12 protein-coding genes are annotated in these 12,963 nt (G+C 68.4%); 6 read left to right on the plus strand and 6 right to left on the minus strand.

Annotation, left to right across the window (positions count from 1 at the left end; translation table 11 throughout):
• The first annotated feature begins 66 nt into the window (after nucleotides 1–66).
• A complete protein-coding gene (locus AC3EO4_RS36350) occupies nucleotides 67–645 on the plus strand; it encodes a TetR/AcrR family transcriptional regulator (RefSeq protein WP_431899965.1) in 579 nt (192 codons plus the stop codon).
• A gap of 532 nt (nucleotides 646–1,177) precedes the next feature.
• A complete protein-coding gene (locus AC3EO4_RS36355) occupies nucleotides 1,178–1,858 on the plus strand; it encodes a GNAT family N-acetyltransferase (protein ID WP_431899966.1) in 681 nt (226 codons plus the stop codon).
• Here AC3EO4_RS36355 and AC3EO4_RS36360 read toward each other — a convergent pair.
• A complete protein-coding gene (locus AC3EO4_RS36360) occupies nucleotides 1,836–2,135 on the minus strand; it encodes a hypothetical protein (RefSeq protein WP_431899967.1) in 300 nt (99 codons plus the stop codon). The genes AC3EO4_RS36355 and AC3EO4_RS36360 overlap by 23 nt on opposite strands.
• Between AC3EO4_RS36360 and AC3EO4_RS36365 the strand changes: the two genes are divergently transcribed.
• Nucleotides 2,113–2,196: a hypothetical protein gene (locus AC3EO4_RS36365; protein WP_379575703.1), complete on the plus strand. Its 84-nt coding sequence runs from the start codon at nucleotides 2,113–2,115 to the stop codon at nucleotides 2,194–2,196. The two genes, AC3EO4_RS36360 and AC3EO4_RS36365, sit on opposite strands and share 23 nt — an antisense overlap.
• A 44-nt stretch (nucleotides 2,197–2,240) precedes the next feature.
• Here the strand turns inward: AC3EO4_RS36365 and AC3EO4_RS36370 are convergent, their stop codons facing one another.
• Genes AC3EO4_RS36370 through AC3EO4_RS36390 form a run of 5 tightly spaced genes read right to left on the minus strand, consistent with a single transcriptional unit; the run spans nucleotide 2,241 to nucleotide 9,199 of the window.
• On the minus strand, nucleotides 2,241–3,188 hold the full coding sequence (locus tag AC3EO4_RS36370; RefSeq protein WP_431899969.1) for an ABC transporter permease: 948 nt from the start codon (nucleotides 3,186–3,188) through the stop codon (nucleotides 2,241–2,243).
• Complete coding sequence (locus AC3EO4_RS36375; protein WP_379575468.1) at nucleotides 3,185–4,102, minus strand: ABC transporter permease; 918 nt, start codon at nucleotides 4,100–4,102, stop codon at nucleotides 3,185–3,187. Before AC3EO4_RS36375 ends, AC3EO4_RS36370 begins: the two co-directional genes overlap by 4 nt.
• On the minus strand, nucleotides 4,095–5,621 hold the full coding sequence (locus AC3EO4_RS36380) for a sugar ABC transporter ATP-binding protein (RefSeq protein ID WP_431899971.1): 1,527 nt from the start codon (nucleotides 5,619–5,621) through the stop codon (nucleotides 4,095–4,097). Before AC3EO4_RS36380 ends, AC3EO4_RS36375 begins: the two co-directional genes overlap by 8 nt.
• A complete protein-coding gene (locus tag AC3EO4_RS36385) occupies nucleotides 5,608–6,669 on the minus strand; it encodes an ABC transporter substrate-binding protein (RefSeq protein WP_431899973.1) in 1,062 nt (353 codons plus the stop codon). The genes AC3EO4_RS36380 and AC3EO4_RS36385 overlap by 14 nt, the downstream gene beginning before the upstream one ends.
• A 13-nt stretch (nucleotides 6,670–6,682) precedes the next feature.
• Nucleotides 6,683–9,199, minus strand: coding sequence for a PA14 domain-containing protein (locus AC3EO4_RS36390; protein WP_431899975.1), 2,517 nt, complete (start codon nucleotides 9,197–9,199; stop codon nucleotides 6,683–6,685).
• Between the two features lie 143 nt (nucleotides 9,200–9,342).
• Here AC3EO4_RS36390 and AC3EO4_RS36395 point away from each other — a divergent pair, with 143 nt between their 5' ends.
• The 3 genes from AC3EO4_RS36395 to AC3EO4_RS36405 all read left to right on the plus strand — a co-directional run bounded on the left by AC3EO4_RS36395 (nucleotide 9,343) and on the right by AC3EO4_RS36405 (nucleotide 12,864).
• On the plus strand, nucleotides 9,343–10,143 hold the full coding sequence (locus tag AC3EO4_RS36395) for a DeoR/GlpR family DNA-binding transcription regulator (protein ID WP_379575472.1): 801 nt from the start codon (nucleotides 9,343–9,345) through the stop codon (nucleotides 10,141–10,143).
• 48 nt (nucleotides 10,144–10,191) lie between these two features.
• Nucleotides 10,192–11,682, plus strand: coding sequence for a sugar ABC transporter ATP-binding protein (locus tag AC3EO4_RS36400; protein ID WP_431899977.1), 1,491 nt, complete (start codon nucleotides 10,192–10,194; stop codon nucleotides 11,680–11,682).
• Nucleotides 11,683–11,991: 309 nt separating this feature from the next.
• Entirely contained in the window at nucleotides 11,992–12,864 is an 873-nt protein-coding gene (locus AC3EO4_RS36405) for a hypothetical protein (RefSeq protein WP_431899978.1), read from the plus strand.
• Nucleotides 12,865–12,963: the final 99 nt, after the last annotated feature.

Raw genomic sequence — 12,963 nt, forward strand, 5'->3', positions numbered from 1 at the left:
TCCGGTAATCTGAGGCTGCCTCGAGAACATATACTGAGGATGCCTCGAATTACCAGTGGAGTCAGCATGACCACCGCCCGCAGGCCCCGAGCAGACGCCCGACGTAATTATGAGCGTGTTCTGGCCGAGGCCGACGCCGCCTTCCGTGAGCGCGGGGTCGAGGCCAGCCTGGAGAGCATCGCGCGCGCCGCGAGCGTGGCTATCGGCACGCTCTACGGCCACTTTCCCACCCGTCGGGCGTTGGTCGGCGCGCTGCTGCGGGAGCGCAACGACGCCCTTTTCGAACTGGGCGACAGGCTCATCGCTCAGCCGAGGCCGGACGCGCTGGCCATCTGGATCCGCAGCGTTACTGAACACGCCGCCACCTACAGCGGCCTGGCCGCCATGCTGGCGGACGGCCTGGATGACGAGAATTCGGAACTGCACGCCTCCTGCGCACGCCTGGCGGAAATCGGCGACCGGCTTGTCGCGCTGGCCCGCGAATCGGGCATCGTACGCTCGGACGCGACAGGCGCGGACGTGACCGCACTCACCACCGCCGCCGCCGCGCTCCACGACCACCTGTCGGCAGCCGACGCCGACCGCCTCATCACCGTCACCCTCGACGGCCTCGCCAGAACGGCTCGCTCCCCGGTCACCAGTTGATGTCGCAGAAAGATCAACCTCCCGGCGCCCGCCGTAGGCGATCACATCGAGGCCGTCGGAACGGTTGTGAAAGCCGGTCGCACGCTGAGCGTGGGTGTTCGGCGTCCAAGACGGGCGCAGGTGGCTGGTTGCGACTGGCCAGCAGACGCCGATGTGCGTGAAGAAGCGCCCCGAACAGCCTGTACCGCATCAAAATTCATCGCACAGAGCTGACCCGGCAGTCCGCCACTTTGGCGCCATGTGGCTCGCACACCCCAGGGTCATGGATGCATGGTGCGCACCAACGGGTCAGCCGCGCTCGGTCCGTACTCGTTCGCCCCGGGACGTACCGACAGGTCCCGTCACGACCTGGCACCAAAACGAACCCAGTGCGGGACAGACCGACACTAGATGACACCACCGATCAGTAAACGATCTTTCTTCTCATCCGACGGCCGCAGACATCCGGTCTGCGTAAGGTGTCAACCCGAGTCGGCATCTGCGGGCCGTTGACTGTTTATTCATGTGGGAGTCCGATGCCAGACTGCCGATCATGAGTAGTGGACAGTCCTCTGTCGTCATCCGGCCCTACGGAGATGGGGATCGTGATGCCGTCGTCGCGCTGGCCCCACGCCTGACCGAGGGCGTCGCGGCCTGGCGGGATGCCGACGCCGTCGCCGTCGCCGTGCGCGGCTGGGTCACCGGCTCCCTTGACCAGGGTGACAGCGACAGCCACGGTGTGCTGGTGGCGGTTTGCAGTGGCCGTGTCGCGGGCTTCGTCACCATGACCACCCGCCGGCACTTCACCGGCCAGATCGACGCCTACATCGGCGAACTTGTCGTCGCCGCCGAGGCGGAGCGCATGGGCGTCGGGCGCGCTCTGGTGGAGGCCGCCGAATCCTGGGCATGCGACCGGGGCCTGCGGCACATCACATTGGAAACCGGTGGGGCCAATGTCCGAGCTCGGAGCTTCTACCGGGCGCTGGGTTACGCCGAGGAGGGGGTACGGCTGACCAAGCCGGTATCAGCCGGCGATCAGGCAACCTCAGCAGTGCCCGATCTCGGCCGCCCATCTACGGCAGGAAACGCCGCGAACTCGTCGTCAACCTCGCGTCCTGGAGGCACTGTCGAGCAGAACAAGCCAGCCACACACTCAGGCGAAGATCAGGTAGAGCAGACGACGGGCCTTCACTCCAGATCTTGGACACAGGTCATGCGGCATCGGTCAGAGTAGTTGATGTCGCGATGAGGCTGTTCTCGTAGGTGATCGGGCCGCGCTGTCCGAGCCGGGAATGGCGACGGCGAATGTTGTAGCGGTGGAGTCGGCGATGCCGGCCTTGCGGCAGGCGTTCGGCGAACGCTGCGCTGGTATGAATGCGTCCGCCATCCTCGCCTACCTGAACGCCAACAGCGATATCGCGGCCGCCTCCCATCGGCTGTCCGTGCACCCCGAACACGATCCGGAACCGGCTTTCCCGCGCCGAGGAGATCTTCGGGTTCGATTTCGCCAACCCGGACGAGCACCTGGTGATGTGGCTGCGGTTGCGGCTCGGCGACCAGCTGGGCTGGTGAGCCCTATCGGCGACGGCGGGCGAAGGGGCTCCAGGGGCGGTCAGCTACCGCTGGGCCTTGCTGAGCAGCCGCTGGGCGACAACGACCAACGCCAGGAAGGCCCCGCTGACCACCTGCTGGATCGAGGAGGTGAGGTTGCCGACCTGGTTGATGAGGCTCTGGATCACGCCGAGTAGCAGCACGCCGGCGACGGTTCCGGTCACGCCCCCCGCTCCCCCGGTCAGGAGCGTGCCGCCGATCACCACGGCGGCGATGGCGTCGAGTTCCATGCCGATGCCGAGAATGGTCACACCGGAGGACAAGCGGGCGGCGTTCAGTGCCCCTGCCAGGCCCGCCAGCAGCCCGGACATCAGGTAGACGTAGATCTTGGTGCGGGCGACGGGCACGCCCATGAGCGCCGCCGCCTGCTCGTTGCCACCGATGGCGTAGACGTTCTGCCCGAATCCGGTCCGCTGGAGCAGGACCATCGCGGCGAGCGCGAGGGCGATCGTCAGATAGACCGGATAGGTCAGGCCGAGGATCTCACCCTGCCCGAGCGCGGCGAAAGCAGGATTCTTCACGAGATAGGTGGTGGCGCCCTCGTTGGAGATCGTCAGCATCATGCCCCGCACACCGAGCAGCCCGGCCAGCGTGACGATGAAGGGAGCCAGGCCCGTCCTGGCGATGATCAGACCTTGGACCAGGCCGACCAGGCCGCAGACCGCGAGGGGCAGCAGCAGAGCCACGGCGAAGCCGTACTGGGAGCCGAAGGCCGCCAGTACCCCGCCGAGCACGAACAACGAGCCGACCGACAGGTCGATGCCGCCGCTGATGATCACGAAGGTCATGCCGATCGCGACGACGGCCAGGAAGGAAGAGGAGACCACGATGCTCGCGGCGTTGTCCGGGGTCGCGAAGGAGTCGAAGCCCAGGGTGCCCACGACGACCAGCATCCCGAGCACCATCATCGCGCCGTGGTGCTGGAGCAGGCGGCCGAGCTGTTCGCGGTTCATCGCTTGCCACGCTCCCTTGTCAGGTAGACGGCGGCGAGGATGATGACCGCCTGGACCATCTGTGTCCACGACTGGGGCAGGTTGTGCTTGATCAGCGTGGCCGACAGCAACTGCATGAGCAGAGCCCCCATCACGGTGCTGGCGACCCTGATCCGCCCGCCGGACAGCGGCGTGCCGCCGACCACGACCGCGGTGATCGCCGACAGCTCGATGAACATCCCGAGGGAGGTGGGGTCGCTGGCCTGCAGCCGGGCGGTGGCCAGCACCCCTGCCAGCGCGGCCAGCACCCCGGAGATCACGTAGACGAGCACGAGAACCCGTTTCACCGGGAGTCCGGAGAGCTCGGAGGCGGCCCGGTTGCCGCCGATCGCGACCACCTGCCGGCCGAACGTGGTCCTGCGCACCAGGAAGGCGAGCAGGAGTGTCAGCACGGCCGCGATGATCACGATGAGCGGGACGCCGAAGAGCGCGTTGCTGCCGAGGGCGATGAGGTCGGGATTGCGGAACTCGACCAGTTGCGGCACCAGCACGTTGGCCAGCCCTCGCACCCCGACGAGCAGGGCCAGCGTGGCCACGATCGGCTGGATGCCCACGTAGGAGACCAGCACTCCCCCGGCCGCGCCCGCCACGGCCCCGCCGATCAGGGCGACGACGATGGCGACGGCCGCGCCGTACCCCAGGTAGAGGGCGGTGAGCGCGGCGGCGAGGGCCATGACCGAGCCGACGGACAGGTCTATGCCCTTCGTGCCGATCACCAGCGCCATGCCCAGCGAGACGATGACGATGGGCGTCACCTGGACGAGCTGGGTACGGAAGTTGGCCACGTCGAGGAAGTGCGGGGTGAACAGCACGTTGAACACCAGCAGCGCGAGCACGGCCGCGTAGACGCCGTAGTCGCGGATCCACCTAGTCATCGGCGCGCTCCGCGATGGCCGCCATGATCTTCTCCTCGGTCACGTCGTCGCCTGACAGTTCGCCGACGACCGTCCCCTCGCGCAGGACGAGGATCCGGTCCGCCCCTTCGACCAGCTCCTCCAGGTCCGACGAGATGAGCAGCACGCCCAGCCCCTCCTCGGCGAGCTCGTCGATGAGGGCCTGCACCTCCGCCTTGGCGCCGACGTCGATGCCGCGTGTGGGCTCGTCGAGGAGCAGGACCTTGGGGCGTACGGCCAGCCACCGCGCCAGCAGCACCTTCTGCTGGTTGCCTCCGGAGAGCTCAGACACCGCCTGGTACGGCGAGGCCGCCTTGATCCGGAGCCTCTTCATGAAGATCTCCACCACCCGGTCGATCCTGGCGTCGGAGACGACCCCCGCCCTGGCCAGCGCGGGCAGCGCGGCCAGGGCGATGTTGTCGCGCACCGAGAGCCCGGGGATGATGCCCTCGGCCTTGCGGTCCTCGGGGAGCATGCTGACGCCCGCGCGGATCGCCGCCACGGTCCTGCCGGTGGGCAGCGGCTGCCCCGCGACGAGCACCCGCCCGCCGTCGAGGGGCAAGGCGCCGACGATGGCTTTCGCGGTTTCGGTACGGCCGGCGCCCAGCAGCCCGCCGAGCCCGACGACTTCGCCGGGCCGGACGGAGATGGTCACATCGGTCAGCACGTGGCGCCGGGTGAGGCCGCGGGCCTCGACCACGGGCGCACCGCCCACGCGGTCATGGTCGCGATTGAACCGAGTGAGACCACTGCTTCTCACCTCGGCCAGGTCGCGGCCGAGCATGAGCGAAATGAGCTTGAGCCGATCGAGGCCGGCCAGCGGCCCGGTGTGCGCCACCCGGCCGTCGCGCAGGACGGTCACGGTGTCGCACACCCGGTACAGCTCGTCGAGCCGATGGCTGACGTAGATCACGGCGATGCCGGCCTCGCGCAGCCGCCCGATCACGCCGAACAGGGTCTCGACCTCGCGCGGCTCCAGGGACGAGGTCGGCTCGTCCATGATGACGACTTTGGCGTCCACGGAGACGGCCCGGGCCAGGGCGACCATCTGCTGGGCTCCGACGCCGAGGCTGCGCAGCGGCCGCCTGACGTCGGTGTCGATGCCGTATTCGCGCAGGATGCCGCGGGCCTCGCCGTACAGCCTGGCGGTGTCGATCACCCCGAGGCGGCCGCGGGGCTCGCGGCCGAGCAGGAGGTTGCGCGCGACGCTCATCATCGGGACAAGGTTGACCTCTTGGTAGATGGTGGAGATTCCGACTTTCTGCGCGTCCAGCGGGGTGTCGAAGCCGACGGCGGCTCCGTCATAGGTCAGTTCTCCCTCGTCGGGCTGGTAGACGCCGGTCAACACCTTGATGAGAGTGGATTTGCCGGCGCCGTTCTCACCCACGAGGGCGTGCACCTCGCCCGCGCCGAGGGCGAGGTGCACGTCGTCCAGCGCCACCACTCCGGGAAAGCGCTTGGTGATCCCCCGAGCTTCGAGCACGGCTTCAGTACGCTTCACCGAGCGAGTCCTTGGCGTTGGCCTGGTCGTATTCGCGGTCGGAGATGATCACCTTGTCGGCGATGCCCTCACCGTCGAGGAATTTCTTCGCCGTCTCGAAGGCCAGCGGGCCGAAGCGCGGGTTGGACTCGATCACCGAGTGGAGCCAGCCGTCGACGATGGCCTGGACCGCGCTCCTGGTCCCGTCGATGGAGACGATCTTGATATCGCCCGGCTGATTGCCCGCGCCCTTCAACGCGGTCACGGCACCGAGGGCCATCTCGTCGTTCTCGGCGTAGATGCCGTTGATGTCGGGGTTGGACTGGATGAGCTGCTCGGTGACCTGCTGGCCCTTCTCCCGGGCGAACTCGCCGGTCTGCTCGAAGCTGATCGTGACTCCGGGTGCCTTCTCCTTGAGCCGGTCCTTGAAGCCATTGGTGCGCTCGGTGGTGACGTTGTTGCCCGGCGCGCCGAGCAGGATCGCCACCTTGCCCTTGCCGCCCAGCGCCTCGATCATCTTGTCCGCGGCCCGCTTGCCCTGCTCGTAGAAGTCGGAGCCGATGAAGGTCAGGTAGTCGGTGCAGGCCTTGGCGTTGATCTTGCGGTCGACCGTGATGATGGGGACCTTCTTGGACGCCGCCTGCTGCAGGACCGGCTCCCAGCCGTCGGAGTTCAGCGGGGCGATCACCAGGAGCTTGGCGCCCTGCGCGATGAGCTGCTGGACATCGGTGATCTGCTTGGAGAACTGCGACTGGGCGTTGGTCACCTTCAGGTTGGCGATGCCGAGCTTGGCCGCCTCGTCCTTGATCGACTTGGTCTCGGCGATGCGGAACGGGTTGGCTTCCTTCTCCGACTGGGAGAAGCCGACGGTGGCGCTCTTGAGGTCGAACTTCTCGCCGCCGAACTGGCTCAGCGTGCAGGTGGGGCCGGCCGTACCGGTGGGGGTCTGGACGATCTGCTGACCGGCCGTGCCGGTGGGGGCGGCGGCGGTCTGCGGCGCCTCGGCCTTGGCGCAGCCGGCCACGGTCACGAGAACGGCCAGCGCCAGGATGGTTGTGCGGGGGGTCATGGTGGGTTCCTTCCTAGCAGGCGGGCGAGATCTCGTCGATGAGCGCCCTGTTGGCGGCCCTGACCCGCGCGAGGTCGGGCTTGATGACCGCCCGGTCGTAGGTCATGAGCCCGTTGAGCTCCACCTCCACGTCGGTGGTCTGGGTGTAGATCGCCGCGCTGAGCCCTTCGCAGGCGTGCAGCCGCCGGAGCGTCCGGTCCATCTCGACGTAGCGGTTGGTCAGCGTCTCGGCGTCGGGTTCGACGCGGTAGCCCCAGCCGCCGCCGGAGTAGGTGTGGCCGAGGACGAGCAGGCCGAGCCCGCCGTATTCACCGAGGACCGAGGCCCTGGTCGCGCTCGGCGGGGAGACCGGCGCGGGGCCTGGGTACATGTGCCAGTCGATGACGTCGCCGTTGCCGCCGTCCTGGGCGCCGCAACAGTTGACGCCGCTCTGGTTGTCGACCAGCCGGGACGGGTCCCAGCTCTTGACCATGTCGGCCACCCTGGCCACCTCGTACTGGCCCCAGCTCTCGTTGAACGGCACCCACATGACGGCCGAGGGGCTGCTGCGGTGCTGGTCGACGATGCGCCTGAACTCGGTCTCGAACTGCGACTGGTTGGTGTTGCCCGAGGTCGAGGGCATGTCCTGCCAGACGAGCAGGCCGAGCTTGTCGGCGTGGTGGAACCAGCGGTCGGACTCGACCTTGACGTGCTTGCGCACCGTGTTGAACCCGGCCTGCTTGGTGACCTCCAGGTCGTAGCGCAGGGCCGCGTCGGTGGGCGCGGTGTAGATGCCGTCGGGCCAGTATCCCTGGTCGAGCGGGCCGAGCTGGAAGACCGGCTTGCCGTTGAGCAACATCCGCGTCTTGCCGTTGACCTGGCCGATCGAGATCTCCCGCATGCCGAAGTAGGACTTCACGCGGTCGTCGCGGGTCGTGACGGTCAGGTCGTAGAGGAAGGGGGTGTCCGGGGTCCAGAGCTTGGGGTTGCGGACCGGCAGGCTCAGCTCGGTGCCCGAGCGCCCGCTCGCCTGGCCGACGATCTTCGATCCGTCGCGGGCCACCAGCTCGACGCGGGTTCCTGCGAGGGGGGTGTCGACCGTCACCTTGAGCTTCTGGCCGGTCAGGTCGGGCACGGAGTCGACCGACAGGATCCGGTTGGGTGCCACCGGCTCTATCCAGACGCTCTGCCAGATGCCCGAGTTCGGCGTGTACCAGATGCTGCCCGGGGCGAGGCGCTGCTTGCCGGTCGGATGGTTCCCCTTGTCCGTGGGGTCGAAGACACCGACGATCAGCTCCTGCCGGCCGTTGCGCTTGAGCGCGTCGGTCACGTCCACGCTGAAGCGGTCGTAGCCGCCGCGATGGGTGGCCAGGCGGGTGCCGTTGACGTAGACGGTGGCCTCCCAGTCCACGGCGTCGAGGTGGAGGATGATCCGCTCACCGCGCCAGTTCCTCGGGACTTCGAAGGTCCTGCGGTACCACATCCGGTCCTCGTTCCTGCCGATGCCGGACAGGGCGGACTCGACGGGGTACGGGACGATGATGCGCTCGGTCAGGTTCTTGCCGATCGGGGGTTGCTCTCCCGCCTCGGCGGCGGCGAACTGCCAGGGGCCGTTGAGGCCGTGCCAGCGGTCGCGGACGAGCTGCGGGCGCGGATATTCGGGGTGCGGGTTGGCCGGGTTCACGTCCTTGGCGAACTTGCTGGCCAGGAGGTATTCGGAGCGGTTGAGCACGATCGCGCGGGGGAAGGTGCCCAGCGCGGTGCCGTCGGTGAACGCGATGCCGCCCGTGCCGTCATAGGAGGCGCGCACGCTGTTGCCCGCCTTGAGCGGGATCTTCTCGCCCAGTGTGAGGGTCAGGGTCGCGCCGGAGGAGGAGGCGGACTTGATCGGCCAGACCGACCCACCCGTGGTGATCTTGAAGCCGGTGTGGGAGGTGGTGGGCTTGAGCTCCTTGGCGAAGGTCAGGGTGGCGATGTCGCCTGACTTGCCGATCTCGGCCAGGGTGGGACCGGGCGGGTCGAAGCCCTCGGGCAGGTAGAACGCCTCCGTGGGCACGATGGCCTTGGCCAGATCGGGGCTCTGCCAGCGCAGGCGCAGGTTGGCGCCGCCGTAGTGCTCGAAGTACTCGAGCTTGACGTCGTACTTCCGCCCGGCTTCCAGGGCGATCGGGGTGCCGACCTGCTCGACGTCCCAGATGTCGCGCCAGTTGTCGATGATCAGCTGGTTGTCGACCCACAGGCGGAAGCCGTTGTCGCCGATCATGGAGAAGGTGTACGTCTGGGAGGCCGGGACCTCGATCCGCCCGGTCCACCGTACGGTGACGTCTTCCTCGCGGCCGGTCAGTTCGGTGAAGGTCGGGTTGAGATCGGAGAACTCGATGTTCGGCTCGACGACGGTCGCCTTGAGCTCGCCGAAGTCGAACCTGCCCGGGCCGGTGCTCAGGTAGTAGTCGCCTTTGAGGCCATGCCGCTCCGCCTGCGCCGTCGCCGGGGAGGGCAGCCACAGCATGCCGAGCAGGACGGCCAGGACTAAGGGGAGGCGTGTGATCACGGAACTGCCTTCCGATCGAAACGAGCGCCATCTCGACCAAAGAAAGCATCGTTCTGACCGTCAGGTCAAGAAAAACCGATCAGATTCGTTCTGAGATGGACACAGATGGGCAGACCTCGGTCCTTCGACTATGATCGGGCCACGTGAGCGACACGCAGAGTGAGAGCCGCAGGCCCGTGTTCGCCGCCGAGCGCCGCCAGCGGATCCTGGAGCTGGTCCGGGCCAACGGCGCGGTCTCCCTGCGCGAGCTCGCCCAGGCGGTACGCTCCTCCGAGGTGACCGTCCGCCGCGATCTGCGCGCGCTCGAGTCCGAGGGCCTGCTCAACCGCCACCACGGCGGCGCCACCATGCCCGGCGACCTCACCCGCGAGCCGAGCCACACGCAGAAGGCCGCCGCCGCCTCAGCCGAGAAGGCGGCGATCGCCGACCTGGCGGCCTCGCTCGTGGAGGACGGCGACGCGATCGTCATCGGCCCAGGCACCACCACGCAGGAGTTCGCCCGCAAGCTGACCAGGCACACCGAGCTGGCCGTGGTGACCAACTCCCTGCTGGTGGCTCAGGCACTGGCCGCATGCCCGCGCATCGAGGTGGTCGTCACCGGCGGCTCACTGCGCGGCACCATCCTCGCGCTCGTCGGCAGCGCCGCCGAGAGCTCGCTGGCCGGGCTGCGCGTGCGCCGCGCGTTCATCTCCGGCAACGGCCTGACCGCCGAGCGCGGCCTGTCCACACCCAACCTCCAGGTGGCCGCGGTCGACCGCGCGCTCGCCGCGGCGGCGGAGGAAGTCGTCGTCCTGGCCGACCACACCAAGATCGGCCACGACACCATGGTCCAGACGATCCCGGCCGAGCGCATCGCCCATCTGGTCACGGATGACGACGCTCCCCGCGACGTGCTGGACGACCTGGCGGGCAAAGGTGTAAGGCTGCACGTTGCCCAGACCTGACCGAATGTGATTGTTTCTTACTGTGGCCACCATCGGGTGGAGGCAACCGTGCTTCAGCTTGCAGGCGTTCTCAAGACATTCCAGGGCATCCCAGCTCTCGACCACGTGACGCTCGCCGTACGCCCCGGGTCGGTCCACGCTGTCATCGGCGGCAACGGGGCGGGCAAGTCCACCCTGGTAAAGGTGATCTCCGGCGTCTACCAGCCCGACGCGGGCCAGGTGCGCTACCTGGGCGAGCCGGTCAGGTTCGCCTCCCCCGCGCAGGCCAGACAGGCCGGCATCGCCACGATCCACCAGGAAAGCGGCCTCGTCCCCACCATGAGCATCGCCCGCAACCTGTTCCTCGGCACCGAGCCGCGCGGGCGGTTCGGGCTGATCGACTTCACGGCCATGCACGCCCGCGCCGACGAGCTTCTCTCCCTGTACGGCTTACACGTCAACTCCCGCCACCCGCTCGACTCCCTCACCCCCGGCGCCCAGCAGCTCGTCGCCCTGGCGAGAGCCGCCTGCGCGGACGCCAGGCTGGTCATCATGGACGAGCCCGCCACAGTCCTGGAACACGGCGAGCTCCAGACCCTCCTGGCCGCCGTGACCCGCTTACGCGAGGAGGGCCGGGCGGTGATCTACGTGACACACCGCCTGAAGGAGCTCTACGAGATCTGCGATCGGGTCACGGTCCTGCGCGAGGGCCGCGTGGTCCACACCGGCCCGTTGGTCGGACTCGACCGGGTTCGACTCGTCTCCCTCATGCTGGGCCATCCCTTCCACCCCCTGGACGCTCCTTCGGAGAGCTGGCCCGTAGACGAGCCCGCCGACCAGCCCGTCTTGGAGGCCAGGGGCCTCACCAGGCCAAACGTGCTCGCGGGAGTCTCCCTGGCCATGCGGCCCGGCGAGGTCGTCGGCCTGAGCGGCCTGCTCGGCGCCGGCCGCAGCGAAACGGCCAGGGCCATCGCCGGCGCGCTGCCCGTCGAGTCCGGCCAGGTCACCGTGTCCGGCACCGCCAGCAGGAAGTGGTCCATCCGCAACGCCATCCGAGCCGGAGTGGGCCTGGTGCCGGAAAACCGGATCACCGAGGGCATCGTCCCCGGCCTGTCGGTACGCGACAACATCGCCCTGGCCGCGCTCCCTCGCCTCTCCCACATCGGCATCGTCGCCGACGCCCAGATCGACAGGATCGTCTCCACCTTCATGAAACGGCTCGACATCAAGGCGGCCTCCCCCCGCCAGCCCGCGGGCGAGCTCTCCGGCGGCAACCAGCAGAAGGTACTGCTGGCCAGGTGGCTGGCCATGCAGCCCAAGGTCCTTCTGCTCGACGAGCCGAGCAGAGGCGTCGACCTGGCCAGCAAGAGGGAAATCCAGACCCTCCTCGACGAACTGGCCGTCGACGGCCTGGCGATCCTCCTGATCTCCTCGGACGTGGGCGAGCTCGCGGACAACTGCGACTCCGTCGTAGTGCTCCGCCACGGCGCCATCACCCACCAGCTCACCGGCCCCGACGTGACGGAGGACCGCCTCCTGGCAGCCCTCGCGGCCGGCTAGCGACAAGGGGACTCCGCCGAGCCGGTCTCGTCGGCCTGCGTTCAGGTCGACGATTCCGGCTGGATCGGTGATCGGATCTGGGAAGGCGCGTAGCGGAGCCGCCTGGCCCAGGGCTTGACGGATCGACTGGGCGAAACGGTGCGCAGCTGCCCTCGATCCCCTCCTCAAGGTCCCGCCGCCAAGCGAACCCGTCATCCGCGCTGGTCCGCAGCCTCAGCACTTTCCGCGCTTCGAGCGGATTCCCGGTGCCGCGCACGGTGGTCTCCGGCCACGATGCTGGATAGCCGCTTCGCTGAGATCGCTGGGCACATGGTCAGGCTGGGGGCCGCATCGGCTGACAGGGCCTGGTTGATCGTCGAGAGCGCGTCGCCCATGTCCCCCGAAGACCCGCCGGCGACCTACGTCGTGTCCACCTGGGACGGCCAGGCGTGGCGGAGTGAACGGGTGGACCTGGGCGTGCAGTCCGCCAGCGGCGAGCGGCTGGCGGCGCAGGGGGCGTGGGTGCTGCTCGGCGATCGCGCGATGCGCTGGAGCGGTACGGCGTGGCAGACCGCGCCGCTGCACTCCTACAGCGACAAGGTGGCGGGCACCACCGAAGAGCCGTGGGTGATCGCCGCTCCCTACCCGGACGACGAGGACGAGGCAGCGCGGATCCAGCTGTCGAGATGGACGGATCGGGGCTGGCAGGCCGTCCCCTTGCCTGAAGGGATGACCCTGCCTCCGGGCACCGAGGCCATCCACCCGGATAAGCCCTCGACGGACATCGCCGGTGTGGCGCGGACCGGGCCGGAGGAGTTCTGGGTCGCGGGCACGTTCAGCTGGGGCGAGCACGAGCCCGTCGACGAGGAGGACATCACGGTCTCCAGGAGCCTGGTGATGCGCAATGTCGCCGGCCAGTGGAGCTGCTGGTGGGGCCCGACCGACGACAGCGACCAGCCTGACTCGTTCGTCGACGCGGTGCCCGACGGGCGGGGTGGGCTGTGGGCGGCCTCGGAGCTCGGCATGTTGTGGCATCTGTCGGACGGGCGCTGGACACGCGAGCAGGCACCCGTCGACAAGGGTGTGCCGGTGATCAAGGATCTGGCCGGCTCGCCGGGCGGCGAGATCTACGCACTCGGCGGCATCGACTCCGAGCGGTGGGCCGAAGACACCAGGCCCGCATTGTGGCGGCTCGAGCCGTGAGTGAGGCGTAGAGCTCCATCGTATGCTCGGCGATCCTCCCCTAGGTGTACTGACCTGAGAGGTCAGGTACACCTAGCACCGCTCAAATGCGACGACGCC

This window comes from Nonomuraea sp. bgisy101, from assembly GCF_057708945.1.